General features: G+C 69.6%; 25 protein-coding genes and 1 pseudogene. 17 read left to right on the forward strand and 9 right to left on the reverse strand.

All coding sequences use genetic code 11. The features are described 5' to 3' along the window. Positions 1-61 precede the first annotated feature (61 nt). Both EBO15_RS11505 and EBO15_RS11510 read left to right on the forward strand, forming a co-directional pair. On the forward strand, positions 62-1,198 hold the full coding sequence (locus EBO15_RS11505) for an epoxide hydrolase family protein (protein ID WP_122194337.1): 1,137 nt from the start codon (positions 62-64) through the stop codon (positions 1,196-1,198). A 52-nt stretch (positions 1,199-1,250) separates the two neighbouring features. Beyond that, positions 1,251-1,979, forward strand: a complete 729-nt coding sequence (locus EBO15_RS11510; RefSeq protein WP_122194399.1) for a phosphotransferase family protein — start codon at positions 1,251-1,253, stop codon at positions 1,977-1,979. Positions 1,980-2,011: 32 nt separating this feature from the next. Here the strand turns inward: EBO15_RS11510 and EBO15_RS11515 are convergent, their stop codons facing one another. The 3 genes from EBO15_RS11515 to EBO15_RS11525 form a co-directional block, all read right to left on the reverse strand. Beyond that, positions 2,012-3,496 carry an MFS transporter gene (locus EBO15_RS11515; RefSeq protein ID WP_199744473.1) on the reverse strand — a complete coding sequence of 495 codons (1,485 nt, stop codon included), beginning with the start codon at positions 3,494-3,496 and terminating at the stop codon, positions 2,012-2,014. Continuing rightward, on the reverse strand, positions 3,493-3,951 hold the full coding sequence (locus tag EBO15_RS11520; protein ID WP_233616119.1) for a MarR family winged helix-turn-helix transcriptional regulator: 459 nt from the start codon (positions 3,949-3,951) through the stop codon (positions 3,493-3,495). Before EBO15_RS11520 ends, EBO15_RS11515 begins: the two co-directional genes overlap by 4 nt. Positions 3,952-4,133: 182 nt before the next feature. Further along, positions 4,134-5,318, reverse strand: coding sequence for an MFS transporter (locus EBO15_RS11525; RefSeq protein WP_199744474.1), 1,185 nt, complete (start codon positions 5,316-5,318; stop codon positions 4,134-4,136). 128 nt (positions 5,319-5,446) lie between these two features. Here EBO15_RS11525 and EBO15_RS11530 point away from each other — a divergent pair, with 128 nt between their 5' ends. The 6 genes and pseudogenes from EBO15_RS11530 to EBO15_RS11555 all read left to right on the forward strand — a co-directional run. After that, positions 5,447-5,788 (forward strand): ArsR/SmtB family transcription factor, encoded by a 342-nt coding sequence (locus EBO15_RS11530; protein ID WP_122194339.1) that lies wholly within the window; start codon positions 5,447-5,449, stop codon positions 5,786-5,788. Positions 5,789-6,052: 264 nt separating this feature from the next. Then, a complete protein-coding gene (locus EBO15_RS11535) occupies positions 6,053-7,042 on the forward strand; it encodes a D-isomer specific 2-hydroxyacid dehydrogenase family protein (RefSeq protein ID WP_122194402.1) in 990 nt (329 codons plus the stop codon). After that, the gene (vanA, locus tag EBO15_RS11540) at positions 7,039-8,079 is read left to right on the forward strand and encodes a D-alanine--(R)-lactate ligase (RefSeq protein WP_122194340.1); all 1,041 of its coding nucleotides are present in this window, start codon (positions 7,039-7,041) and stop codon (positions 8,077-8,079) included. Before EBO15_RS11535 ends, vanA begins: the two co-directional genes overlap by 4 nt. Next, positions 8,076-8,684 carry a D-Ala-D-Ala dipeptidase VanX gene (gene vanX / locus EBO15_RS11545; RefSeq protein WP_122194341.1) on the forward strand — a complete coding sequence of 203 codons (609 nt, stop codon included), beginning with the start codon at positions 8,076-8,078 and terminating at the stop codon, positions 8,682-8,684. The genes vanA and vanX overlap by 4 nt, the downstream gene beginning before the upstream one ends. A 34-nt stretch (positions 8,685-8,718) precedes the next feature. Next, the gene (locus EBO15_RS11550) at positions 8,719-9,327 is read left to right on the forward strand and encodes a hypothetical protein (protein WP_122194342.1); all 609 of its coding nucleotides are present in this window, start codon (positions 8,719-8,721) and stop codon (positions 9,325-9,327) included. Further along, positions 9,327-9,876 (forward strand): annotated as a pseudogene (locus tag EBO15_RS11555) (glycosyltransferase); the annotation flags it as partial. The gene EBO15_RS11550 and the pseudogene EBO15_RS11555, both read left to right, overlap by 1 nt. A gap of 43 nt (positions 9,877-9,919) precedes the next feature. On the opposite strand, the gene EBO15_RS11560 reads toward EBO15_RS11555, so the two are convergent. The 3 genes from EBO15_RS11560 to EBO15_RS11570 form a co-directional block, all read right to left on the reverse strand. Further along, the gene (locus tag EBO15_RS11560; protein ID WP_325051896.1) at positions 9,920-11,008 is read right to left on the reverse strand and encodes a sensor histidine kinase; all 1,089 of its coding nucleotides are present in this window, start codon (positions 11,006-11,008) and stop codon (positions 9,920-9,922) included. Positions 11,009-11,018: 10 nt separating this feature from the next. Further along, positions 11,019-11,333, reverse strand: a complete 315-nt coding sequence (locus tag EBO15_RS11565) for a response regulator (RefSeq protein WP_122194344.1) — start codon at positions 11,331-11,333, stop codon at positions 11,019-11,021. A 250-nt stretch (positions 11,334-11,583) separates the two neighbouring features. Next, on the reverse strand, positions 11,584-12,582 hold the full coding sequence (locus EBO15_RS11570) for an ArsR/SmtB family transcription factor (protein ID WP_199744475.1): 999 nt from the start codon (positions 12,580-12,582) through the stop codon (positions 11,584-11,586). A gap of 398 nt (positions 12,583-12,980) precedes the next feature. On the opposite strand from EBO15_RS11570, the gene EBO15_RS11575 reads away from it, so the two are divergent. The 5 genes from EBO15_RS11575 to EBO15_RS11595 are packed head-to-tail and all read left to right on the forward strand — an operon-like array spanning position 12,981 to position 19,025. Next, the gene (locus tag EBO15_RS11575; protein ID WP_158628188.1) at positions 12,981-14,999 is read left to right on the forward strand and encodes a phenylacetate--CoA ligase family protein; all 2,019 of its coding nucleotides are present in this window, start codon (positions 12,981-12,983) and stop codon (positions 14,997-14,999) included. Continuing rightward, entirely contained in the window at positions 14,996-16,240 is a 1,245-nt protein-coding gene (locus tag EBO15_RS11580) for a cytochrome P450 (protein WP_122194346.1), read from the forward strand. Before EBO15_RS11575 ends, EBO15_RS11580 begins: the two co-directional genes overlap by 4 nt. Positions 16,241-16,283: 43 nt before the next feature. Continuing rightward, on the forward strand, positions 16,284-16,676 hold the full coding sequence (locus EBO15_RS11585; protein ID WP_122194347.1) for a VOC family protein: 393 nt from the start codon (positions 16,284-16,286) through the stop codon (positions 16,674-16,676). A 40-nt stretch (positions 16,677-16,716) separates the two neighbouring features. Further along, positions 16,717-17,940, forward strand: a complete 1,224-nt coding sequence (locus EBO15_RS11590) for a cytochrome P450 (RefSeq protein ID WP_158628189.1) — start codon at positions 16,717-16,719, stop codon at positions 17,938-17,940. A 47-nt stretch (positions 17,941-17,987) separates the two neighbouring features. After that, a complete protein-coding gene (locus EBO15_RS11595; protein ID WP_158628190.1) occupies positions 17,988-19,025 on the forward strand; it encodes a methyltransferase in 1,038 nt (345 codons plus the stop codon). Between the two features lie 82 nt (positions 19,026-19,107). Here EBO15_RS11595 and EBO15_RS11600 read toward each other — a convergent pair whose 3' ends face one another. The 3 genes from EBO15_RS11600 to EBO15_RS11610 form a co-directional block, all read right to left on the reverse strand. After that, positions 19,108-20,529 carry an MFS transporter gene (locus tag EBO15_RS11600; RefSeq protein ID WP_122194350.1) on the reverse strand — a complete coding sequence of 474 codons (1,422 nt, stop codon included), beginning with the start codon at positions 20,527-20,529 and terminating at the stop codon, positions 19,108-19,110. A 71-nt stretch (positions 20,530-20,600) separates the two neighbouring features. Continuing rightward, complete coding sequence (locus tag EBO15_RS11605; protein WP_122194351.1) at positions 20,601-21,179, reverse strand: dihydrofolate reductase family protein; 579 nt, start codon at positions 21,177-21,179, stop codon at positions 20,601-20,603. Between the two features lie 212 nt (positions 21,180-21,391). Further along, entirely contained in the window at positions 21,392-22,357 is a 966-nt protein-coding gene (locus EBO15_RS11610) for a GlxA family transcriptional regulator (protein WP_122194352.1), read from the reverse strand. 121 nt (positions 22,358-22,478) lie between these two features. Here EBO15_RS11610 and EBO15_RS11615 point away from each other — a divergent pair, with 121 nt between their 5' ends. From EBO15_RS11615 to EBO15_RS11630, 4 genes are all read left to right on the forward strand, one after another. After that, positions 22,479-23,117 (forward strand): HD domain-containing protein, encoded by a 639-nt coding sequence (locus EBO15_RS11615; RefSeq protein WP_122194353.1) that lies wholly within the window; start codon positions 22,479-22,481, stop codon positions 23,115-23,117. After that, positions 23,114-23,560, forward strand: coding sequence for a Fur family transcriptional regulator (locus EBO15_RS11620; protein ID WP_122194354.1), 447 nt, complete (start codon positions 23,114-23,116; stop codon positions 23,558-23,560). Before EBO15_RS11615 ends, EBO15_RS11620 begins: the two co-directional genes overlap by 4 nt. A gap of 39 nt (positions 23,561-23,599) precedes the next feature. After that, the gene (locus EBO15_RS11625) at positions 23,600-25,066 is read left to right on the forward strand and encodes a catalase (protein ID WP_122194355.1); all 1,467 of its coding nucleotides are present in this window, start codon (positions 23,600-23,602) and stop codon (positions 25,064-25,066) included. Positions 25,067-25,258: 192 nt separating this feature from the next. Further along, positions 25,259-26,596: a cytochrome P450 gene (locus tag EBO15_RS11630; protein WP_158628191.1), complete on the forward strand. Its 1,338-nt coding sequence runs from the start codon at positions 25,259-25,261 to the stop codon at positions 26,594-26,596. Positions 26,597-26,626 lie beyond the last annotated feature (30 nt).

A 26,626-nucleotide genomic window follows, 5' to 3' on the forward strand; every position in this document is an offset into this window, starting at 1 on the left:
CCCCAAGAATGCCACCGGCTTAGGAACGAGCCTGTCCTAAGGCCCTCCTAGCTTGGAGGACATGACGAAGATCGTTCCTTTCAGCATCGACATCTCCGACGCCGACCTCGAGGATCTGCACCGCCGGCTCGCCGCCACCCGCTGGCCCGACGAGCTGCCCGGCGTCGGCTGGACCTACGGCATCCCGACCGCCTATGTGCGGGAGCTGGCCGACTACTGGCGTACCGGCTTCGACTGGCGGACGCAGGAGGCCGCCCTGAACCGGTATCCGCAGTTCCTCGCCGACATCGATGGGCAGCGGATGCATTTCCTGCACATCCGCTCGGCCGAGCCCGACGCACTGCCGCTCGTCCTCGTGCACGGCTGGCCGTTCGAGGACTTCACCGCCACGATCGACGCTCTCACCGATCCGGTCGCGCACGGAGGCACCGCAGAGGACGCCTTCCACCTGGTGATTCCGACGCTCCCGGGGTTCGGCTTCTCCGGCCCGACGCGCGAGGCCGGTGCGGCGTCCACCGACCGTGGTGCCGAGCTCATCGCGAAACTCATGGCGGAACTGGGATACGAGCGCTACGGCGCACAGGGCGGCGACGCCGCCTCGTTCATCGCACCTCAGCTGGGACGCATCGACACCGGGCACGTGGCGGGAATCCACCTCAACGATCCGATCACCGTTCCGTCCTGGGGCGACGACGGATCCGGATACAGCGCGAGCGACCAGGAGAAGCTGGCGCGAATGAAGGACTGGAGCAGCAAGCAGACCTCGGGCTACGCGGGCATGCACTCCACCCGTCCGCAGACCCTCGCGCCCGCGGTCGCCGACTCCCCCGCGGGCATGCTGGCCTGGGTACTGGACGTGGTGAACACCTTCAAGGACCCCGCCAAGGCCACGCCCTCCGACGCGATCGACCTCGACATGCTGCTCACGAACATCTCGATCCTGTGGTTCACCAACACCACCGGCTCGTCCATGTGGATGTACAAGGAAATGCGGCAGTGGGGCGGGGAGCTCTCCAACTCGGGCGTGCCCACGGGCGTCGCGGCCTTCCCGGGGAACAACACGATCCGCGGCATCGCCGAGAAGCAGAACACCGTGGTGCACTGGTCCGAGTTCGACCGCGGCGGCCACTTCGCCCCCATGGAGACCCCCGACCTCATGATCGGCGACCTCCGCGCGTTCTTCCGCGAACTCCGCTGACGCGGACCACCCGGTCTGGCAGGGAGCGGACCGGCCCACGATAATGGCCGCCGTGGATGAGGTCGAGGTCGTCGTCGCCCATCGCGAGCGCGCGACACTGCGCGTCGGCGACGTGTTCCTGAAGATCGACGCCGATCAGGCGCGCACCGACGTCGAGGTCGAGGCGATGGCCAGGGCACCGATCCCCACCCCGGAGGTCCTGTGGCGGAAGCCGCCCGCGCTGGCGCTCGCCGCCCTCCCCGGGACGGCCCTCGGCCGCCTCGGGGAGCCGTCGCCCGCGTCCCCGGCGGCGTGGGGCGCGGCGGGCGCCGCCGCGCGGACACTGCACGACGCGCCTCCGCCGCCGTGGCCGGGACGGAGCCTCGACGACGTCGCGTCCGAACTCGACCGCGAATGCGCGTGGCTCGTCGCCAACGACGTCCTCCCCGCCGACGTGGTCCACCGCAACCGGCGGGTCGCCGAGGTCGCACTGCGACCGTGGACGCCGGTGTTCGCGCACGGAGACCTGCAGGTCACCCACGTGTTCGTCGACGGCGACGAGGTCACCGGCGTGATCGACTGGTCCGAAGCGGCCCCGGGCGACGCCCTGTTCGACCTCGCCACCCTGACGCTCGGGCACGGGGAGCACCTCGACGACGTCGTCGCCGGCTACGGCGCCGACGTCGATCTCGACGTGATCCGCGCCTGGTGGTCGTGGCGAAGCCTGCGCGTGGTCCGCTGGCTGATCGAGCACGGCTTCGACCCGTGGCCCGAGCTCGCCGTCCTGAAGGCCCAGTCCTGAAACGTCGGTCGTCACGCCGGACGTTTCGATCCTCAGCTTTCGGTGCGACTCGACCGGCCCTGGCCCGGCTCACCGACCGGGGCCGTGGCCGGATCGGTCTCGGGTGAGCGTCGGCGGGCGAGGGCGAGGCTCGCCATCGTCGTGATCGCCATCGCGGCGACGCCGACCAGCGCCGCGGTCGTGTAGGCGTCCTCGTTCGGGAAGAGGTGGCCCGTGGCGGTGCCGGCGGCCAGGACCAGACCGCCGATGGCGCTGCCCAGGGAGTACCCGACGCTGCGGACGACGTAGTTGAAGCTCATGGCGCTCGACGTCTCGCTCTTGGGCGTGACGGCCAGGATGACGCCGGGCATGGCGGCCGAGAAGCCGCCGACGCCGAAGCCCAGCACGCCCATGGCCGCGAGCAGTTCGGCCAGGTCGGACCGGGCGGTGGCGAACAGGACGAACCCGCCGCCGACGATGGCGGCGCTGCCGGCCAGGAGCAGGGGGCCGTCGATCCGTTCCCGGACCCGCTGCGTGAGCCTGCCGGCGACGAACCCCAGCACGGAGAACGGGATGAGGACCAGCCCCGCAACGAAGGTGGTCAGTCCGAAGCCGTAGCCGGCGCTGTGCGGCGTCTGCGCGTAGCGGGTGATGAGCGTGAGCAGGAGGTACATGCCGCTCCCGCCGACGAACATGGCGATGTTCGCCCCGGCGACCGCCGGGTGCCGTACCGCCCGGACGTCGACCAGGGGCGTCGTGGTCCGCAGCTCGGAAACGGTCCAGGCGCAGAGCAGGAGCACGGCGGCGACGGCAAGGGTCACCGCCACGGCGAGGTGTCGGCTCCACAGGCTCCTCTCGCCGACCAGGAACAGGACGAGGAGCAGTCCACCCGTCAGGACGAACGCACCAGCCACGTTCACCTGAGCGGAGCGGCCTTCGGGAGCTACGGGCATGGAGCGCCACGCGGTCACGAAGGCGAGGGCGGTGACGAGCAGGCCGAGGCCGTAGGCGGCCCGCAGTCCGCCGAACTCGGCGAGCAGCGCGGCCAGCGGGTAGCCGACGCCGGCTCCGATGATGGAGACCACGGAGATCAGGGCGATCGTGGCCGCGCTGCGCCGCTCGGGAAGATGGTCGCGGGCCACGCCCATCATCAGCGCCGTGAGGCCGAGTCCGACGCCCTGGGCCGCCCTGCCCACGAGCAGCCAGGCGAACGGCAGCGGCAGCACGGTGAGCGCGCTGCCGACGACGACGATCGCCAGCGTGGCGAGAATCGTGGCCCGCCGGTGCGGACCGGCCCCGAGCCGGCCGAGGACGGGTGTGGCGACGGCGCCGCTGAGCAGGGCGATGGTCAGCGTCCACTGCGCGCTGTCGAGGGAAACGTGGAACGTGGTCGCCACGCTGGTGATGAGCGGCGTCCCGAGGCTGCCGACCGCCGCCACGACCAGGGCGACGAAGATCAGGGCGGGGACCAGCAGACGTGCCTCGGAACGTTTCGGGGCGGTGTTCACGGGCTGGTCATGAGCCTGGGCCTCGGTCACCGGTCCGACTCCTGCCGGGCGTGGCTTTCGAGCTCCGCGAGATGCAGCAGCGCCGGAAGGGCCGCTGCCAAGGCCTCGACCTCGTCACCGGTGAGTTCGTCGATCAACCGCGCGTACGCGTCGACGCCCGCCTGGTGCCGCGTCCGGACGTACGACGCGCCGGCCTCGGTCAGGCACACCAGCGTGACCCGCTTGTCGGACGGATCGCCCTTCCGCTCGACCAGCCCGGATTCCTCCATCACCCGGACCAGGACGGTCATCGCGGGCTGGGTGACGCCCTCGGCCACCGCCAGGTCGGTGATGCGTCGCGGGCCGGTCCTGTCCAGGGTGGCCAAGGTGGCGGCGGACGTCAGGCTCATGTCGCGGGGAAGGCGTTTCACGGCCCTGGTGGCCAGACCGTAGAGGGCTGTCCCGATGGCATCGGAAGCGCCGTGCGCGGCGTCTCGGTGGCTCATGCCGGAAACATAGCACTTTTATATGAAGCCTTTATGTATCTCCCGGTCGGGGTTCGGCGGTACTCGGCTGACAACGCGTTCATGGTCAAACTCGAAGACCCGTCATGAGGCCGCGACGTCAGGGGTGAGAACGGGCGTTCAGGCCCCGGAACCGGTGACGGTCCGGGGCTCCGGTCAGAGGGTCACGCCTCGGCCGGCTCCGGGGTGGAGGGGGTCGGCTGGGGTGCCGCGGCCGGACGGCGGCGCACGGTCGTCAGGTGGTAGAGCAGCGCCAGCGTCGTGACCGCGGCGGCGGGCAGGCCGAGGGAGCGGGGCGCGATGCCGAACGACTCCTGGGCGAGTCCGCCCAGTCCGCCGCCGAGGGCGATCCCGATGTAGATGGCCGAGGAGTTCAGGCCGAGCAGGACCGGCGCCGCGGCCGGGCTGAGCGCGATGAGCCGGTGCTGCTGGGGCACGACGACGATGCCCAGGGCCACGCCCCACACCGCCGCCCAGACCAGGGTGGACGCGTACGTGGACGTCGCGACCGAGGTGAGGGCGAGGGCGGCGGCGGCGATGACGAGCGGAGCGGTCAGCACACGCGCGGGGTCGTGCCGGTCGACGAGCCGTCCGGCGATGATGTTCCCGGCAAGGATGCCGAGTCCCCAGGCCAGAAGGACGATGGTGAACAGCGACTCGGAGCCGTCCGTCGCGTCCTTCAGGGCCGGGGCGATGTAGGTGTAGAGGATGTAGGCGCCGACGAAGGCCAGCGCGGTGACGGCCAGCAGCGAGAGGACCCGTCCCTGCTTGAGTGGACGCAGCCGGTCCCCCAGTGAGGCGGCGGGGAGCGTCACCTTGGGCAGGCCGACGACGATTCCGACGATCGCGACAAGGCCGACACCGGCGACGGCCCACAGGGTGACGTGCCAGTCGCTACGGCCGATCAGCGTGCCCAGGGGAAGGCCCAGCGCCGTCGCCAACGTGAGGCCGCCCAACACGAACGCCAACGCACTGCCCCGGCGTTCGGGGGGCGCGATGGCCCCCGCCGTGCTGGACGCGGCGGAGTTGATCATCCCGGCTCCGACCGCGGTGACGACGCGGGCGAACATCACGACCTCGTAGCTGGTGCCGACGGCGGTGACGGCGTTGCCGACCACGAAGACGCTCAACGCGATCAGCAGCGCGGACCGCCTGTCCAGCCCGCTGGTGATCGCGCCCATGACCGGCGCCGACACGGCCATCACCAGGGCGAACACCGTCACCAGCTGCCCGGCGGCGGGCGTGGACACCCGCAGGTCGGTGGCGATGGCCGGGAGCAGGCCCGCGATGACGTAGCTGTCGGTGCCTACGGCGAACGTCGCCAGGGCCAGGGGAAGCAGTCGTTTCAACACCGGAGGGTGCCGCCTTTCCAGAGGAACCTCGGAAGTACAGAGCGGAACCCTAGGCCAATACATTGATACTTGTCCATGTATCAATGAGTGCTAGGGTGCGGGTGTGCGGACCACGAGGAGCGGCGATGCGTGAGGTGTCTCAACCGGCGACCGAGGCCATCCGGCTGGTGGAGGTGCTTCGCGCTCTCGCCGACCCGGTGCGACTGGACCTCGTCCTGCGGCTCGACCAGATGGGCGAGGACTTCTGCAACGCGATCGGCGCCGAACTCGACGTGCACCAGACGACGCTGTCGCACCACTACCGGGTACTGCGCGAGGCCGGCGTGACGTGGACGACGGTGCAGGGCCGATCCCGGCTGGTCCGACTGCGCCGGGAAGAACTCAACGAGCTGTTCCCCGGCCTGCTCGACTCCGTACTCACCGCGCAGCGCAAAACACGCGCCACCGCGACCGTCGAGGCCTCGTAGGCGCGGCTCCCCACAAAACGACCGGCCGCCCCGAACCACTCCGCGGCCGGCCTTCCACGCCTCGGACTCGGTCATCCGGGGGAAGCACCGATGTGCGCCCTGTCCAGGCGGCGCCCTGCGCAGTCAGATCAGAGCGGAATATCGGCCGCGTATCGAGATTCGCATACGTGCTGACAACACGGCGCTGTCTTGACTTGAGACATGCCCTTCAGCGAATCGGGTTCGATCTACAGCGAAGTGGCCACGGACCGTCGCGCCCGAACGATGGCCGAGCCATCTTCCTCGCCCATCCCACCAACAGGACTCGCGGTCTTCGGATGCGGTCAGGACGATGCCGCCTTGTTCCGGGAGATGGGGGCACGCCTTGGATTGTCGCTGACCATCACCGAGGGCGCCGTCTGCGAGACCAACGCTGAACTTGCACGTGGCAACCGATGCGTCAGCGTGAACCACAAGACCCAGGTCACCGGTCCCATGCTTCTGGCGCTCAGCAAAGCCGGTGTGGAATACATCTCCACCAGAAGCATCGGCTGCAACCACATCGACCTGGAGTACGCCGAGCGCGTCGGTATCTCGGTCGGCAATGTCGCCTACTCGCCGGACAGCGTGGCCGACTACACGTTGATGTTGATGCTGATGGCCGTGCGCCACGCGAAATCCACCATCCGCCGCACCGACGCTCATGACTATCGGCTGAGCGAAACTCGCGGCAAGGAGCTGCGGGACCTGACCGTCGGGGTGATCGGCACAGGCCGCATCGGCGCAGCGGTCATCCAGCGTCTGCGAGGTTTCGGCTGCCGCGTGCTGGCCCACAACAACCGATCTCACGATTCACCCGGCCACGTGCCTTTCGACGAACTGATCGAACTGAGCGACATCGTGACGCTCCACACCCCGCTCACCGCGGACACCCACCATCTCCTCGACCGCCATCGCATCGAGCGGATGAAGCCCGGCGCGTACATCGTCAACACAGGTCGCGGACCGCTGCTCGATACCGAGGCGCTCCTCGCCGCACTGGAGAGCGGCAGGCTGGGCGGCGCGGCACTGGACGTCCTCGAAGGCGAGGACGGCATCTTCTACACCGACCGTCGAAACAGGCCTTTCGAGAACGAGGCCCTGGCGCGACTGCAGCGCCTGCCGAACGTGCTGATCAGTCCGCACTCCGCCTATGACACCGACCACGCCCTGAAAGACATCGTCGAGAACACTCTCATCAACTGCCTGAGCTTCGAGAGCGGGAGAACAGCATGAGCAGATTGAAGGTCGGATTCATCTTCGGAGGCGCTTGCGAGGAGCACTCCGTCTCCGTCAAGTCAGCGCGCGAGGTGGCGAGGAACCTCGACACCGAGAAGTACGAGCCGCTCTGGATCGGCATCACGGCCGACGGCGACTGGATACTGTGCGACGGCCCTGCCGCGGGCTGGGAGAGCGGCAGCGCCCGACCCGTCACGCTGTCACCTGACCGAAGCGTGCACGGTCTGCTGGTCATGGGGCAGGTTGGCTATGAGACGGTGCGCCTCGACCTCGTCTTCCCCATACTTCACGGCAGGCTCGGCGAAGACGGCGCGATCCAGGGTTTGTTGGAGCTCTCCGGCATCCCCTACGTCGGCTGCGACATCCAGGGCTCGGCCGTGTGCATGGACAAGTCCCTGGCCTACACCGTCGCGAAGAGCGCAGGAATCGCGACGCCGGTTTTCTGGGTCGTCGCGGAGAACGAGAAGGTCGACCCCGACCGCCTCCCTTATCCCGTGTTCGTGAAGCCGGCCCGATCAGGTTCATCGTTCGGCGTCAGTAAAGTCACCGAGAAAGATGAGCTGCCGAGCGCGCTGAGCGCAGCGCGACAGTACGACCTCAAGGTTCTGATCGAGGAGGCGGTGGCCGGCGGCGAGATCGGCTGCGCGGTCCTCGAAGAACGGTCCGGCCTGGTCACCGGCGAGGTGGACCGCGTCGACCTCTCGCACGGATTCTTCAGAATCCACCAGGAGGACTCCCCCGAGACCGGCTCGGAGAACTCGACGTTCATCGTTCCCGCCGACATCTCCGACGACTCGCGCCGGCTCGCCCAACAGACCGCCAAGACCGTCTACCGCGCCCTGGGCTGCAGGGGACTCGCCCGCGTCGACATGTTCCTCACCGACGACGGACAGGTGGTGCTCAACGAGGTCAACACCATGCCCGGCATGACGTCCTACAGCCGCTACCCGCGAATGATGGCCGCCGCGGGACTGTCGCTCTCGGACGTGATCGACCGGCTCATCTCGATGACGCTGCACGGGACGAAGCGATGAACGACGACTTCGTCTACATCGACGACTGGGTTCCGGGCGTCCGCTGGGACGCCAAGTACGCCACCTGGGACAACTTCACCGGCAAACCGGTGGACGGCTATCTCGCGAATCGAATCGTCGGCACCCGGTCCCTGAGCGCGGCCCTGGAGCGAGCGCGCCGGAAGGCGGCCTCTCTCGGCTTCGGGCTGCTTCTCTGGGACGGGTATCGCCCCCAACGCGCCGTCGACTGTTTCCTCCGCTGGTCGGAACAGCCCGAGGACGGCCGGACCAAGTCGCACCACTACCCGAACATCGATCGGGCCGAGATGGTCACGCAGGGGTATGTGGCCGCGAAGTCGGGCCACAGCAGGGGCGGCGCCGTGGATCTGACCCTCTATCACCTTGCCACCGGTGAGCTTGTTCCCATGGGTGGCGGCCATGACCTCATGGACCCGATCTCACGTCATCAAGCCAGCGAAATCACGCCGGCCGAGGCCCACAACCGCGAGCATCTCCGTTCCATCATGGAGGACTGCGGATTCGATCGTTACGACTGCGAATGGTGGCACTACACGCTAAGAAACGAGCCCCATCCTGATGCCTACTTCGACTTCCCCATCACGTGACCGAAGTCTCCATTGCATCTCCCAGTGGAGGAATTTGGACCGCAATGACGAGGTCGTCATGCGGCGCACCGGCCCGTCCGGGCTGGAGGTCTTCCTGGGCGGGGCCGATCCATCGCGACTGCACGACTGGGCCGCCGACGGATACCGCTCAAGCAGGGAGTACCTGTTCTGGTCCCGCAAGGTCTGCGGTCTGGCGTGTCTACAGTCGCTGCTCCACGGCTGGACCGACATCCGGCTACCGATGGGTGAACTCCTCGCACAAGCCCTCGACTGGGGCTGCTACGTGGTGGAGCCCTCCGGCAAGGTTCAAGGACTCATCTACCGGCCGTTCATGGCCTGGGTCGGCTCACAATTCGGATTTCACTGCGAACTGGTCGAGCACACGCCCATCCAGGTATCCGGCCGAGAGGTGGAACCCGGGCAGGTCATGATCGCGTCGGTATCACCTGAGATTCGCGACCCGAACACTCGCGAGCCCCAGCGCGGGGGCCACCTCGTGCTGGTCTATGCGGTCGATGACGGCGTAGTGCGTTTCCATAATCCGTCGGGCTACTCCCACAATTCAGACTCCGCATCGCTACCCATGCATGTGTTCGAGCGGTTTCACGCGAAACGAGGAATAATGATCAGGAGGACATCGTGATGCCAGGCGAGCCGCCACCGCGCGTCGTTGTCGCCGGTGGCCATTCGGCAGGACACATCGAGCCGCGATGAACTGCGCCGACGCCCTACGTCGTCTGGAGCCCACGGCCGAGGCCGTGCTCCACCGCGTCCTGGCCGAGGTCGTGGTGGGCTTCGGCGGCCATGTGGCCATGCCGGCCTACCTTGCCGCCCACAGGCAGGGCCTGCCGATCGTCATCCACGAGGCGAACGCCCGGCCCGGAGCGGCCAACCGGCTGGCGGCCCGGATGACGACGCACGTGTTCACCGCCCCCGCCGAGCGACCGGCGTGCAGGTGCTGCACATCACCGAGCCGCAGCACGTGGTCGAAGGGCCGGGCCCCGACCCCGCCGACCCGCCCTACGTCGTCATGCCCTACGTAGACGAGATGCAGTACGCCTACGCCGCGGCCGACTTCGTGATCTGTCGCTCGAGAGCGATGACGTGCGCGGAACTGGCCGCCGTCGGCCTGCCGGCCGTGTACGTCCCGCTACCGCTGCGCGGCGGTGAGCAGCGGCTGAACGCCGAGCCGGGCGACACGGGTACACCGGCCAGGCTGGAAGCTCGTCCCGCTTCTACCGGGCCTGCCGGGCTGTCGCAGGTAGCCGTACCGTGACGCGTAGCCCGCCATCGGCGCGCGGGGTGAGCGAGAGCGTTCCGTCGTGCGCTCGGGTGATGCTCTTGGCGATCGCCAGACCGAGGCCGACCCCTGCATGGTCGCTGCGGATGCGTTCAGTGCCGCGCTGGAACGGCTCGGTAAGGGTGGAGACCACGTGCGGGCTGAGCTTGTCGCCGGTGTTCTCGACCGTGAGCACGGCGTCCTCAGGGCCGACGGCGGTGCTGACCTGAACGGTGCCGGACTCCGGCAGGTTGTGGACGATCGCGTTGTGCAGGAGATTCGTGGTCAACTGCAGCAGGAGCGCATGAGAGCCGGTGGTGGGGGTGATGTCCCCGGAGGTTTCGATGACGACGCCATGCTTCTCGGCAAGCGGGAGGAGTGTCTCGGTGGCTTCTTCCGCGATGAGAGACAGATCGACGTCATCTCGGGCGAAAAAGCGCTGGTCACTGCGGCTGAGCAGGAGCAGCGCCTCGGTGAGGTCGATCGCTCGGGCGTTGACGACGCGGAGGCGTTCATCGAGCTCGCTGCTTTCCCGGCTCGGATCGTTGCGAGCGACGTCGAGCAAGGTCTGCGTGATCGCCAGTGGAGTACGCAGCTCGTGGGAGGCGTTGGCCGCGAAGCGCTGCTGTTCGGCGACATGCGCTTCGAGCCGCGCGAGCATGCCGTCGAAGACGTCGGCGAGCTCTCGGAACTCGTCCCGGCGCCCCTCCAACTCGATCCGGTGAGAGAGCGCCCCCCTCGCAGCCGTGCGCGTGGCATCGGTGATGCGGGCCAGCGGAGCCAGCATCCGCCCGGCGAGAATCCACCCTCCGGCGAGACCGAACACCAGCAGGAACGCCAGCACCAGTATCGCGGCCGGAACGAAGACGGCTGGGCCGAAATTGCTGCTCGGGTGGAAAACCCGCAGGAAGTCGGACAGATCTGCGACATACAGGCCTTTCGACCTTCCTCGCAGGAGGAACACCCACACAGCGGCGAGCAGCAAGGCGCCTGCGATCATGAGGAATCCGGCATAGCTGAAGGCGAGCTTGAGGCGGACGCTCAACCCAGGTGCCCTATCCACGTTCGTCTCCCTCACTCCCGGCTTCCGGTCCTGTACCGATGCGGTGGCCGACGCCAGGCACCGTGGCGATCGACCAGGGTTCGCCGAGCCGCTTGCGCGGGTCGGCGAACTCCCGCACTGGCGGCCTCTTATGGGCATGCCTGCGGTCGAGAGCTCCGGGACGGAGTACGAGTTCTTGCAGCTCGAACGGCTTGGTGAGGTAGTCATCAGCGCCGAGCTCGAACCCGGAAGCCCTGGCTTCCAGGCGCAGTCCGGCGCGGATGGCCTCAGCCATGTAGGGCTCATTCTCCACAACCGGCACACGCATGCTCTCAATCGTAGGAACGGAGGGATATCGCCGACGTATCGAAACCGCGCGCTGGCCGGCAACACGGTGCCGCCTTGGACGGCGAACGGGCCGCCCTCCTGGCCGTTCTCGACCACGAACCCGCCGTGCCGCTTGCTGAACTCCTTGACTGAGGCCCTTCAGTTCTCCGGTGAGGAACTCCAGACCGACGTCGCTCGCCTTCAGTTCCTCAGCGAGGATGGCGAGTTCGATGTGTGCCGCACGGCGGCGTTCAGCCGGCCGCCAGGGCTGCGCCCAGCGGCGTGTGCTCGTAGCGGACGGCCCGGCCGGTGCGAGTGCGGGTGACCAGACCAGCATCGCGCAGCACCGCCAGATGGCTGCCGACGGTTCCGAGGCTCAGGCCGAGCTGGGCGACCAACTGCGTCGTCGTTGCCGGCACGTCCAGCGCACGCAGCACGTCCGCGCGGCGCGGGCCGACCAGTCGGCTCAGGGCCTCGCCGCCCGGTGCACGCGCCACAGGGCCGAGCAGGTCCGCGATGCCCCAGGCGGGATAGACCAGGGCGTAGGGCCATGGCGGCTCGACGTAGCTGATCAGAGTGCCGAACACCGTCGGCATCAGCAGCAGGCCCTTGCCGGCCAACTGGTGCCGGTCCCACTCGGTACGCGAGCCCGTGCGCACCTTGATGGTCCCGGCCTGTCCCTCGGAGCGCCAGTTCACCCGGGGGTCGAGATCGGACAGTGCCGCCGCCCACCCGTACATCGCCAGGTACCCGGCGCGGCGGACGAGGTCACGCTCCAGTACCGCCCGCAGCCGCGGCCAGTCCGGCTCGACCAGCGCCTGCCAGCTCGCCTCGAGCGCATCGGCGAGCCGGGTGACCACGTCCGGCGCGTCGAGGATGCGCTGCACGTAGCGTGGCGGCGTCCGCAGTCCCTCCAGGTTGCGGTCCAGTTCCAGACGTGCGCGGCGCAGGGGCGTGGCGCGCACGGCGGCCAGCTCAGCGGCGAAATCGCCACCGGAGCCGGACGGCGGCGGATGGATGAAGTCGGCGTTGTAGGCGCCGTGGCGGAACAGCGCCGTCAGCGCCCCGACTGCGGGCACCTGCCGGCGCAGCTGCTCGTACCGGGGCGCGATGCGCTCGGCCCACGGCCGGAGCGGGCCGGCGGCCTGCACGCCGGCTGCGACGCGCAGCGCCTGCATCGCCTCGCCCAGCGGTGAGATCGCGTAGCGGGTACGCGCCACGTCGACGGGTCCCACCTCGATGGCCAGCATGTTCTGCCTCCGGGCGAAAGAATAGTCACCGTTGATGGGCTGCCGTGAAGCTGCCGGCCATGACCACCACGCGCAGCCGAACCGTGCCCGCCTCCGCCAGCTCGACCGGACAAACCTCTGCTGCCTCGGACCGGTCGCCTTGGGGCCACCTTGCGCTCACCTCCGGACGGGGCGCGGTTGACACCTTGCCGCGTCGGGAAGTAGCTCAGAGTATTTGAACGAACGCATACAGCGAGCTTCGATCGCTTCGCGTTCCTGCTGGTGGACCCACCGCTGCCATCGCGGACGTTCCTGTCCGTCCCAACGGCGGCCCGGCGGCGATCGGACGCCCCAGCGAGGTGGGAAGCCGAATGCTGTTGTTGCGCGATGACTCCACGCGAGCCGCGGTGGCGGCGCTGATGCGTTCGCATCTGCGAGCCATCCAGGCGGCCCAGGCGGGCTCGGACGAACTGCACCGCATCCAGTGGGACAAGCTGGTCTCCACGGTGGGGAGCGCGGCGTCCGCGCCCCTCGCCACCGAGCCGCTGCGCCGGTCGCGAGAGCTGACCCCGTCCGCCGTGCCGGCGGGGGTCTCACCGCGGCAGGCGATCAGGGACCTCCTGAGCGCGCTCCCCCTGCTGGAGCGCTCGGTGCTGCGCGCGCGGCCGAACGCGGCGCTGAACATCCCGCCGTCCCGGTTCGTGCACTACTACGAGTCGTCCGGGACGACCGGAGATCCGGTCGCGGCGCCCAAGGCGGTGGACGACCTGGTGGTCAACACCATGAACATCGGTGAGATGTGGGGGCGCTTCCTGGTCCCCGGGGATGTGGCCCTCATCCTGATCAACGGGCCGTTCGCGCCGGCGGGGTACCAGTTCGAGAAGGTCCTGGAGTACCTCGGGGTGATGTCGGCCCGGCTGTGGACCGACAATGTCACCGGCGACTACGGCCGGATCCTGGCGATCGTGCGGGAGATCGAGGCCAACGTCTACGTCGGCACCGCGTCGCGGTTGCTGGAGATGACGCAGTTCGCGCTGGACCACGCCGAGCCGGTGCCGCGGTTCGCCCGGCTGCTGCTGATGGCCGAGCAGACCGGCCCCCACCTGCTCAGGCATCTGGAGGAGCTGACTGGGAGCGTGGCCCTGGTGTGCTCCTACGGGTCCTCGGAGACCGGCACGGTCGCGGTCACCTGCGAGCGGGGTCGCCTGCACCTGCAGTCCCAGAGCTACCTGGCCGAGATCGGCGACGACTCGGGGATCCGCCTGATCGACGGCGGTCCGGACCGCGGAGAGCTGGTGGTCACCACCCTTGACCTGCCGAGCCGGCCGCTGGTGCGCTACCGCACCGGGGACCTGGTCGAGATCACCGGTGAACGATGTCGCTGCGGGTCGGCGCAGCCCGTCGTCCGGACGCTGGGCCGCGAACAGGACGTCTTCGCGCTCGGCGATCTCCATGTCCGGCAGGGTGATGTCGAGGCGCTGCTCTGGCCGTCGGACGTGGCCGTCGGCGAGGGGCCGCGTCCGCTGAACTACATGCTGGTCCTGCGCGGGCGCCATGTCGTCTGCCTGATCACCACCGACCGTCCGGCGTCCACGAGCTGGTGCGCGGCCCTTCAGCGGCGCCTGGCGGAGATGTTCTCGGCCAGGACGTTCGCGCTGCGTGTGGTGGAGTCCTTGCCGCCGCTGGCGACCCAGGGCGCCTACGTGGGATGGAAGCTGTCCCGGGTGCTCGACCTGGACGACACCACCCTGTGGGACAGACTGCCGGCGCCGATCCGCGGGGTGCTGCAGGAGACCCTGCAGACGCTGGACGCCATCCCCGACATGCCGTCCGTCACCGCGCGCGATGTCCCCCGCCCCCGCACCGAACCCGCCGGGACCCCGATGGCCGCCCAAGGGACGATGACCGCCGAGCAGCAAGCCCAGTTCGTCCTCGGCGTGTACTTCCGCACCCAGGCGGCCATCGAACGGTACATGGGCGCCGACCGGCTGCCCCAATGGACGCAGCACGTCGCCGAGATCAACGCCGCCGCGATGCGCCGCCAGCTGCCCGACCGGGCCGCGCAGGCGCGCGACCTGCTGACCGGCCTGAACAGCATGCTGGACGTCTACGGGTCCGACACGACGCGGGTCGACGAGGCCGACCGGACCGTCCTGGAAGTGCGTCGGTGCGGGATCTACGACTACCGCGAACGCGCCCGGGAGCAGGGCGTGCAGCTGACCCTGGGCCGTCCATGCGAGTACTGCGTGGACCTGCATCACCGTACCGCCGCTGAACTGGGGATCAGCGTCCGGAACGAACTCGGTGAGCGCAACTGCCGGTGGGTGACCGACGTCCCCGTCACCGGTGCCCCGACCGGCGGGGATCCGACCGGTGTGGAGTCCGCGGCCGACACCGCCCACGGCACGCAGGACGAGCGCGGAGAGCAGGAGCGATGACCGGCCACACCGCGGGCGAGGACCACGCCGCAGCGGCCCTCGGCACACTGCCGCTGCCCTACCGCCGCGACGAGGCGTGCCCCTTCGACCCCGATCCGCGGTTGCGGCGGCTACAGGACGAGGAGCCGATCTCGCGGGTGCGGATCAACAGCGGCGACATATGGCTGGTCACCCGGTTCGCCGACGGCAGGAGGGTTCTGGGCGACCGCCGCTTCAGCAGCCAGCTGACGCCGCTGGGGATCGTCCTGCCCGAGGCGCGGGACGCCTCCCTGGCCGCCGAGCTTCAGAACCAACAGCCCGGGACGTTCATCGAATGCGACCCGCCCGAGCACACCCGGCTGCGGGCGATGGTCGCCGGAGAGTTCTCCCCGTCGCGGATGCGCCGGTTGTCTCCGCGCGTGGAGGCCATCGTGGACCGCCTGCTGTCGGACATGGAGGCCGCCGGGCCGCCCGTCGACCTCATCTCCGCCTTCGCGCTGCCCTTCCCCTCCACCGTCATCCGTGAGCTGCTCGGCGTCCCGGACGGCCACGGCTTCGACTTCGCCGCCCTCACCAAGGTCATGACCGACGTGATGACCCCGGTGGAGGATCTCATCCCCACTCGCGACGCGCTGCGCGCCGGTATGCGAGCCCTGGTCAAGGCCAACCGGAACGCCCCGGGCGACAACGCGCTCGGCCGGATCATCCGAGCCCACGGGCCGGACGTGACGGACGAGGAACTGGTGGGCATCGGCAACCTGCTGCTGGTCGCCGGGCACGAGACCACGGCGAACATGCTGGGCATCGGCACCCTGGCCCTGCTGCGCCATCCCGAGCAGCTGCGGCGGCTGCGCGAGGACCCTTGGATCGTCGACCGGGCGGTCGACGAACTGGTGCGGTACGTCTCGATCCCCAACCACGGAGAGATCCGCACGGCGCTGCAGGACGTGCGCGTCGGCGGCACCCTCATCCGGCGCGGAGAGCAGGTGCTCGTGGCGCTCCCGATCGCCAACCGGGACCCCGCCCGCTTCCGCGACCCCGACACCCTCGACCTCACCCGCACCCCCCAGGCCCATCTGGCCTACGGGTACGGCCTGCACTACTGCGTCGGCGTGCCGCTGGCCCGCATGGAGATGCGGATCGCCTTCCCGGCTCTCCTGCGCCGCTTCCCCACCCTGCGGTTGGCCGTGCCGTTCGACGACATCGCCTACCGGCGGTCCAACGTCACCTACGGCGTCCACCAGCTGCCCGTCACCTGGTGACCTCGGACCGAACATCCGCCGACGACCACTCTGGAAGCGAACGATGCCCCTCATCACCAAGGTGATCGCCAGGATCGTCGTGGCCGACCTCGACGACGCGATCGACTTCTACCGCACCCTCATCGACACCGACGCCGTCCAGCGCTTCACCTTCGCCGGGATCGACCTGGCCGGCGTCGGCCCCTTCCTTCTGCTGGCGGGTCCCGGCGCCGACAAGGTCGCCGACCGTGCCGCCACTCTCGTGGTCACCGATCTGGACCTGGTCGCCCGCCGCGTCACCGGTGGCGGCGGAGTCCTGCGGGAGGGCCCCACCGCAAGCCCCAACGGCCGACGTCTGATCGCCGAGCACCCCGACGGCGCGGTCTTCGAGTACATCGAGCAGCCCGCCGACCGGCCGACCGGCGGCGGCGAGTCCCGCGATGCCACGCGCCCCTGAGCACCGCCCCGTTCCACCTCCGTCACGCATCGAGGACGCCATGACCACCTCCCCAGCATCCGTGGCCCACCTGGACCTGTTCGAATCCGGATTCAGCTTCACCAGCCCGCAGGTCAAAGCGGCCCAGCAAGCCAACTGGTACGCGGACAGCCCCATCGGGCCGATCGCGCTGCGCTACAACGACGTCTCCGCTCTCCTGCACGACCCCCGCTTCCGGCTCGGCGGCCAGGGATACATGGACCTGCACAACATCGACAACGGCGTCCTCCACGACTGGTGGATGAGCACCCTGATGAGCCTGGAGGGCGCTCCCCACCAGCGCCTGCGCCGCCTGATGGGCAAGGCGTTCACCCCCGCGCGCGTGGAGGACGTCCGCGCCTTCACCGCGGCGACCGCCGCGCGCCTGGCCGACCGCCTGGCCTCCCGCGGGGACCACGACTTCGTCGCCGAGTACGCCGAACGGCTACCCACCCTGGTGCTGTGCCGGATCATGGGCATCCCGCCCGAGGACTACGACCGGTTCCACTCCTGGGCCCGGGACCTCGGCGCCGTCTTCGCCGCCGGCGGGCTCACACCCGAGGTCGTCGGCAGCGTCGAAACCGCGATCGCCGAGCTGGGCTCCTATGTGAATTCGCTGGTGGCCCACCGGCGCGAGGCCCCCGGCCCCGACCTGCTCACCGCCATGATCAACGCCCATGACGACGGCGGCGCCCTCAGCTCCGCCGAACTGCACGACATGGTCCTGCTGCTGGTGTGGGCCGGGCAGGACACCACCGCCCGTCAGCTGAGCCGCGCCCTGATCGCCTTCGCCGAGCACCCCGAGCAGTGGGACCTGCTGCGCGACGACCCGGCCCTGGTCCCCTCGGCCGTCGACGAAGTTCTGCGCTGGACGCCCCAGTCGCGCCTGATCACGCGCTACGCCGCGCACGACCTCACCTACCGCGGTCTGGACCTGCCCGCCGGAAGAATGGTCTTTTGCTCCATCACCGCGGCCAACCGGGACCCGGCCGAGTTTCCCGACCCCGACGTCTTCGACGTCCGCCGCGGACCCGCGGCACGCCACATCAACTTCGGCGGCGGAGCCCACCACTGCCTCGGGCGCTCCCTGGCCCAGATGGAACTCGCCGAAGCGCTCACCGTGCTGACCGCGCGCCTGGGCGCCCCCACCGTCTGCGGCCCCATCACCTGGCGGGACGACCTGGCCATGATCCACGGCCCCGACAGCCTGCCGCTGCGATGGACCGAACGCACCACCGGCACGTGAGGTCTCGACTTCGCCCTCGCGGCCGGCCGTCCGAAGGGATGGAGAGAATGAACGACGGAGAAGGGGCGGCGGGTTCGGTCGTGCGGGACCTGATCAACGGCGCCATGCGGTTCAGCGTGCTGTACGCCTTCGTGCGGGTCTCGGGGCCGCAGGCTCTCGCCGACGGCGAGCTCACCAGCGACGAGGTGGCGAAACGTTGTCAGTGCGATCCGCCATTGATGCGGCGAATGCTGAGAGCCCTGGAGTCGTACCGGATCGTCAGCGGCTCGTCCGGATCTCGCTACCGCCTGTCTCCCGCCGGGCGGCTGCTGATCCCCGGTACCGTCGGCTCCCTGCGCGCCGGGGTACTGCTGAACGGGTCGGCTCCCTGGCGGGAGGCGGCCGCCGGTCTGGCCGACAAGCTGCTGACGGGCCCGCCCACGCCGACGGGCTCCGACGACTCCCCCTACCAGCGCATCCACCGGGACCCGGAACTGGCGGCGGCCTTCAACGGCTACATGACGACCCTCAGCACCCCGGTCAGCATGGCCCTCGCCGCCCGCGATCATGAGGGAGTCGGCACCGTGGTCGACCTGGGAGGCGGCCAGGGCATGACGCTGGCCGCCATCCTGCGCCGCCACCCCCACGTGCGCGGGGTACTGGTGGAACGCCCTTCCGTCGCCGAAGACGCCACACGTCATCTGGCCGACCAGGGCCTGACCGATCGATGCGAGGTCATCGCGGGAGACATGTTCACCACCACCTGCCCTCCCGCACAGCGGGTCATTCTGGCGTCCGTCCTGCACAACTGGAGCGACGACGCTTGTGCCGCGATCCTTCGGCAGGCTCGCTCGGCGCTGGTGGCGGGTGGCCCCGCCGCCGAACTGTGGTGTGTGGAGGATCTGCTGCCTTCATCTCAGCGCGGCACCGGCCGCGGCGACTTCGACCTGGACATGAGGATGGCCGTGATGTTCCCCCAAGGGGGCGAGCGCACCAAGGACGAATACCAGGACCTGCTGAGCCGGGCGGGACTGCGAACGACGGCCGTCCATCCCATCCCGGACAGCACCCGGAGCCTCATGATCGCCCGCATGGCGAGCGAGTGAAGGTCGGTGCCCGGCTTCGAACCCGAGGCAACGCGCTGTGATCACGACGACCCGACGGCCGCCGAAGCCGCCGTGATCACGGTCAGGCGTCCTGGGCTGCCGGAGTTCGCTGGGACGGCTCCGGAGCGCGGGCGCCGGACGCGGGCGTACGGCGCGGGAGGGTGAGGCCGATGGCCGCCCCGATGAGGGCGAGGGCCGCGGCCGTGGTGATGGCCGGAGTGAAACCGTCCGCGAACGACGTGACGGAACCGAGCCCGCCCGTGGCCGTGAAGACCGCCGTGGTGATCGCGATGCCGAAGGCGCCGCCGAGCTGCCGGACGGTGTTGAACGTCCCCGAGGCGGCGCCGATCGCCGCGGGCGGGACCGCGCCGATGACCGCGCTCTGCGCCGCCGGGATCGCCATCGACAGCCCGACCCCGGAGATCGCGAACGGCAGGACCAACGGCGGGTAGGACATCCCGGGCCCGGCGATCAGCGCGACCCATCCGAACCCGACGGCCTGCAGGAACATGCCGCCCGCGACGAGCGTCCGCGCGCCGACCCTGGTGATCTGCGCGCCCGCCACCGGCGCGACGACGAACAGCGTCACCGTCCAGGGCAGGAGCAGCAACCCGGTGGTCAGCGGGCTGTGCCGCAGGACGATCTGCAGGAGCTGGGCGAAGAAGAACGCGCCGCTGAACGTGCACGAGAACAGCAGGAAGCCGGCCGAGTTCCCGGCGGAGAATCCGCGCGCCGCGAAGAAGCGCATGGGGACGAGCGGGGCGTCCGCGCCGCGCACCTCCCAGACGACGAACGCCACGAGCGCGACCGCGCCGCCGACGAGCGCCCCGAGGGTCTCGACGCTGCCCCATCCCACGCCGTTCGCCCTGATCAGAGCCCAGACCAGGCCGAACGCGGCCCCGCTGATCAGGGCGATCCCGGGAAGGTCGAGCGCGCGCGGGGACCCGGCGTCCCGGTCGATCCGCGCCAGGACGGCCAGGACCAGCACCACGGCGATGGGCACGTTGACCCAGAAGATCCACTGCCAGGTCAGGTTCTGGACGATCGCCCCGCCGACGAGCGGCCCTCCGGCGGTCGCGAGCCCGGTGATCGAGGCGAACAGGCCCAGCGTGCGCGGCCGTCGCTCGGGCCCGACCGCCGCGGCCAGGACCGCGAGGGACGTCGGGGCCACGGCGGCGGCGCCCGCGCCCTGGACGGCCCGGGCCGCGATCAGCCAGCCCAGGTTCGGCGCCAGCGCGCACCCGGCCGACGCGACCCCGAACAGGACGAGGCCTCCGACCAGGACCTGCCTGCGGCCGTGGCGCTCGCCCAGCGCGGCACCGGCCATGAGCAGCACGGCGAACGGAACCGTGTAGGCGTTGACGGTCCATTCGAGATCGGCGATGGAGGCGTGCAGGTCCAGCTCGATCGCGTGGAGGGACGTGGTGACGACCAGCGCGTCCAGCGCGATCATCAGCGAGGCCGTGGCCGTCAGCGCGAGCAGCCACCGCTCTCTCGACGACATGGTCGTTTCCTCTCTTCGTCAGGCCGAACGCCCCCGCCCGCCGGGCGGGGGCGCTGTTCTCGACGCGGGGTTCAGGCGTCCCGGAGGGGCCGGTAGGTGAGCAGGACGATGCCGTCGCCGATCATCCGCGTGTCCTCGCGGCGCAGGCCCCGGTTGACGCCGGACGCGCCGAACAGCCGCTCGCCGGTCCCGACGACGACCGGGTGGACCTTCATGCGCAGCTCGTCCACCAGGTCGTTCTCCATCAGCGAGCGGACGAGCCGGCCGCTGCCGAAGACGAAGACGTCGCCGTCCACCTCGCGCCGCAGCGCCGCGACCCCGTCCGCCAGGTCACCCTTCAGGAGGGTCGCGTTGGCCCAGGGGAACTCGGTGAGGGTCGTGGACACGACGTACTTGGGCGCGGCCTTGAGCAGGTCGGCCCACTCACCCGTCCGGGACGGCCACCGCTCGGCGAACCACTCGTAGGTCCGGCCGCCGAGCAGCAGCGCCCCGATGCCCCGCGCCTCCCTGAGCTCGTCCGCGGCCCACGCCGCGCCGTCCGGGGACTCGTCCGGACGGAACCAGGCCCGCCCCTTCAGGCCCTCCTCGCCGGTCGGGTCCTCGACGACCCCGTCGAGCGAGACGTTCGCACTGACGACGATCTTTCCCATTGCTGTTCTCCTTGCCGATGCCGTGACGGACACCGATGCAGACGCCACAACACCGGGAAAGGGGTCGCCGGCCGACCGCTCGTTTCACGGCCCCAACCGCCACCCCTGGACAGCGAGCGCAGCAGACGGCCGCGCGGAGCTCGGCGATGCGGTAGAGGCGTCGGACGCTCAACGGCACCCCTCAGAGGGGCAGCCTTCAGGCCCGCCGTTCCTCAGGTTCGATTGCCCGGTCCGGTGACTTGGAAGCGGGCTCGATAGTGGCTCGGTGAGATCCCGAGGCGGGTCACGAAGGTGCGGCGCATCGTCTCAGAGCTTCCGAATCCGGCGGCCCGCGCGGCCTCGGCCACCCCGTGGCCGGCGTCCAGGAGTGCCTTCGCGTGATCGAGCCGTATCTGCTCCACGAATCTGGCTGGCGTGGTGTGCAGTTCGGTGGCGAACAAGCGGGTCAGGTGGCGGGGGCTCACTCCGATGAGGCCCGCCAGGGATGGGGTGGTGTGGGCCAGGGCCGGCTGTGCTGAGACCAGGTCGATGATGGTCCGCAGGCTGGGTGTGCGGGGCGCACGGATGTCGAGGGGCGCGGAGAACTGGGACTGTCCTCCCGGCCGTTGCATGAACATCACCAGACTGCGCGCGACGTTTCGGGCGAGGTCGGGACCGTGGTCCTGTTCGACGAGGGCGAGCGCGAGGTCGATGCCGGCCGAGACCCCGGCGGAGGTGAAGACGTTTCCGTCCTGGACGAAGAGCGCGTCGGGTTGCACCTTGATGTCCGGGTAGGTGCGGGCCAGGAGTTGCGCGTGCCGCCAGTGGGTGGTGGCGCTCCGGCCGGACAGCACCCCGGCCGCCGCGAGCGCGAACGAGCCGGTGCAGATCGACACGAGTCGGCGGGCGCGGGGGTGCAGCCGGTGGATGGTCGCTATCAGGCCGGCCGGGATGGGGCGGCTGGCGAGCGCGTCGCTCCCGGCCACGACGACCGTGTCCGGGGTGGGAACGGCCGCTTCCTGGACGGGCACCAGGATTCCGACCGACGACTGGACCGGCTGCCCGGACGGCGAGACATAGCCGACCGAATAGTCGGCCCCGAACCGGTTCGCCTCGATGAACACCTCGGCGGGCCCCGCCACGTCGAGCATCTTCACGCCGTCGAACACGACGAACACGACCTGCCGGGCAGCCGCCATCGTCTTCGCTCCTCCTGAGGTCCGGATCTGTGGGAGAGCCGTCCGTTCGCGCGGTGGGCCGCCGTCGGACCGCCGGTGAGACTGGAGTCAATCCAATTCATCGGCAGTTCGAGGAGACTCCGTGTTTGAAAGTATCGCGGGAATCGCCATTCCCGACACCGCACTGGTCCGCGAGGCCACCACACTCGTCAGGGAGGCGGCCGATGACACGCTTTTCCACCATTCTCGCCGGGTTTTCCTGTGGGGGTCGCTGAAGGCGGCCGCGCGAGGGCTCCAGGTGGACCCCGAGCTCGCCTACGTCGGTGGGCTGTTCCATGACCTGGGCCTGACGCCGTCCTACGCCACCAAGAACCGGAGGTTCGAACTCGATGGCGCCGAGGCCGCGCGGGGTTTCCTGCTCGACCACGGCCGCTCCGAACGGGACGCCCGCGACGTCTGGCTGGCGATCGCCCTCCACACGACACCTGAGGTGCCCCTCCACCTCGCGCCGGAGGTCGCCGTGGTGACCCTGGGCGTCGAGACCGACGTCCTCGGGCTCGACCTGGACGAGATCACCGAGAAGCAGCGGGACGAGGTCGTCGCGGCGCATCCCCGCCCGGATTTCAAGAACCGCATCCTGCGGGCCTTCTACCAGGGCATGGCCGACCGGCCGGACACCACCTTCGGAACCATGAACGACGACGTCCTGGCCCGCTTCGACCCCTCGTTCACCAGAACCGACTTCGTCGACATCGTCCAGGGCAACGCCTGGCCGGAATGAGCCCGCTCGGGCCCGATCCGGGAACGGCCGCCCAGCACCTCTCGGAACGGCTGCGCCGCGCCTCACTGCGGGTCACCAAGCAGCGCGTCGCCGTACTCCGCGTCCTGGAACAGCACCCGCATGCCGACGCCGGTTTCATCATCTGCGCCGTACGCGAGCGCTTCGGTGCGATATCGGTGCAGGCCGCCTACGACGTGCTCGCGGCGCTGGACACTGCGGGGCTCGTCCGCAGGGTCGAGCTGGCCGGACCACCTGCCCGGTACGAACTGCGCATGGAGAACGACCACCATCACGCGGTGTGCCGCGCCTGCGGTGTCATCGCCGACATCGCCTGCGCCACCGGCGACGGATCCTGCCTGACGCCGTCGGCCGTCCACGGTTTCACCATCACCGAAGTCGAAGTGACCTATTGGGGCCTGTGCCCTTCCTGCACGACCACTTGACACGACATCCCCTGCCATGCCATGCCAAAAGGAGAACTAATGGCGTTCAAGGAGAACACCGAGCCGCTGACCACGGCGGCCGGAGCGCCGGTCACCGACAACCAGAACAGCCTGAGCGCCGGGCCCAGAGGCCCGATTCTGCTGCAGGACCTGTGGCTGATCGAGAAACTCGCCCACTTCGCACGTGAGGTCATCCCGGAACGGCGTATGCACGCGAAGGGGGCGGGCGCGTTCGGCACGTTCCGCGTCACCCGCGACATCTCCCGGTACACCAAGGCGGCCATCTTCAGCAGGGTCGGCAACGAGTGCGAGATGTTCGCGCGCTTCTCGACGGTCGCGGGAGAGCGCGGCGCGGCCGACGCCGAGCGCGACATCCGCGGCTTCGCGGTGCGCTTCTACACCGAAGAGGGCAACTGGGACGTGGTGGGCAACAACACCCCGGTCTTCTTCCACCGCGACCCGCTGAAGTTCCCCGACCTCAACCGGGCCGTCAAGCGCGACCCGCGCACCAACCTGCGGGACCCGGAGAACAACTGGGGCTTCTGGACGAACCTGCCCGAGTCCCTGCACCAGGTCACCATCATCATGAGCGACCGTGGGATCCCCAGGTCCTACCGGCACATGCACGGCTTCGGCTCGCACACCTTCAGCCTGATCAACGCGGCCGGCGAGCGGCACTGGGTCAAGTTCCACTTCCGCACCCGGCAGGGCATCGAGAACCTGACCGACGAGGAGGCGGCCACCGTCATCGCCCACGACCGTGAGTCGCACGGCCGCGACCTCTTCGAAGCGATCGAACGCGGCGACTTCCCGAAATGGACCCTGTACGTGCAGGTCATGCCGGAGGCCGACGCGGCCGCCTACCGCTTCCATCCCTTCGACCTCACCAAGGTGTGGAGCAAGAAGGACTACCCGCTCATCGAGGTCGGCGAGTTCGAGCTCGACCGCAACCCCGACAACTACTTCGCCGACGTCGAACAGGCCGCCTTCACCCCGGCCAACCTCGTCCCCGGCATCTCCTACAGCCCCGACAAGATGCTCCAGGGAAGACTGTTCTCCTACGGGGACGCCGCCAGGTACCGGGTCGGGGTCAACCACCACCAGATCCCGGTGAACCACCCGCGGGCGGCCAGGCAGGTGAACACCTACCATCGCGACGGGGCGATGCGCGTCGACGGCAACCAGGGCGGAGTCCCCGGAGTCGAGCCGAACACCTTCGGCCGGTGGGCCGAGCAGCCGGCCTACGCGGACCCGGCCCAGGCCATCGGCTCGACCGCCGACCGCTTCGACTTCCGCGAGGACGACGACGACTACTTCACCCAGCCCGGCGACCTGTTCCGGCTGATGGACGCACGGGAGCAACAGGCCCTGTACGACAACACCGCCCGGGCGATCAAGGGCGCACGCCGCCAGACGGTCGACAAGCACATCGAGAACTGCGCCAAGGCCGACCCCGCCTATGGCGAAGGGGTGCGGAAGGCATGCGAGGCATTCGGAGCCCTCTAGCCACTCACGGGCGTCGACCTGGTGCTCTATTTGCCAGGCCGACGAGTGCGAAAGGTGTCCAGTTCTGATTGGCGTGCGGTGATTGCTGCCGGGGGCGGGACGTGATGGTGAAGGTGACCGGCAAAGGGGCTTGGCATCGGCACCGCTCGTCGAGCGGCCGCTGTCTCACCGACAACTGGAAGGGACCACGTCGTGGGTTCGATATCGGCAACGCCCTCGGCGCCTGGCCGACTACCGCTACTGGGACACGCCTGGCGGCTCTGGCGCGACCCGATGAAGTTCCTGCTGGACCTGCGCCTCGCGGGGAAGGTGGTCCGCGTCGACCTGGGGCGGATGAGGCTGTACTTCGCCACGGACCCGGCCCTGGTCCACCAGGTCCTGGTCACCCAATCCGGCAGCTTCGAGCGCGGGACGATATTCCAGCGTGCCAGGGCGGTCTTCGGCGAGGGGTTGGTGACCTCCGACGGGGAGCGGCACCACACGGACCGGCGGTTGATGCAGCCGGGATTCCACCGCGCACAGCTCGCCCGGTACACCACGCTCATGAACGACAATGCCCGTGAGCTGGCCGAGTCCTGGCATCCCGGCGACCGCGTCGCCCTTGACGAGGCGATGTACCACCTCGCCATCACCAACCTCACCCAGGCGATGTTCTCCCACAGCCTCGACCGGGCCCACGCTCGGGAACTCGCCCGTCTGGTGCCGGTGATCGGTCAAGGCGCCCTCATGCGCGCCGTGCTGCCGCCGTCGCTGTCGGCCGCGCCGCTTCCGCTCAACCGCAGGTTCGACGCCGCCGCCGACGCCGTGCACGGCATCATCGATCACATCATCGCCGCACGCCGCGCCGACCCCGGCGACCGGCAGGATCTGCTGACGCTCCTGCTCACCCTGCGTGACCCGGCCACTGGCAGACCGATGGACGACTCGTGGATCCGCGACCAGGCCGTGACGATCCTCAACGCCGGGGTGGAGACCACCGCCACCACCCTGACCTGGGCCTTCCACGAGCTGAGCCGCCACCCCGAGATCCGCGAACAGGTCGAGGACGAGGTCGACGCGGTCGTCGGCCTCCGGCCGGTCGGACCGGACCAGGTGGCCGCGCTGGACTACACCGATCGTTTCCTCAAAGAGGTCACCCGCCTGCACTCGTTCCTGCTGCTCATCAGGCGCACCACCGCACCGGTGGAACTTGGCGGCGCCCATCTGCCCGCGGGCGCCGAGGTGGCCTACAGCCACTACGCGCTGCACCGCGACCCTCAGGTGTTCCCCAACCCCGACCGACTGGACCCCGGCCGCTGGCCGGCCCGGCGCGACACGTTCCTCCCGTTCAGCGCCGGCGTCCACAAATGCATCGGCGACACCTTCGCCTGGGACGAGACGGTCATCACCCTGGCCGCCATCGTCGTCAGGCACCGACTCGACCTCGTCCCCGGGACCACCGTCCGCGCCAGGCCGGCGGTGCTGCCCAAGCCGGACAGGATGCCGATGATCGTCCAGCCCCGACACCACCGTGGGGGCTCTGACCGCTGAGAGGCCACATGACATCGCGAGACCAGGGAT

This window comes from Actinomadura harenae, assembly GCF_003696215.1.
GTDB classification, from domain to species: domain Bacteria; phylum Actinomycetota; class Actinomycetes; order Streptosporangiales; family Streptosporangiaceae; genus Spirillospora; species Spirillospora harenae.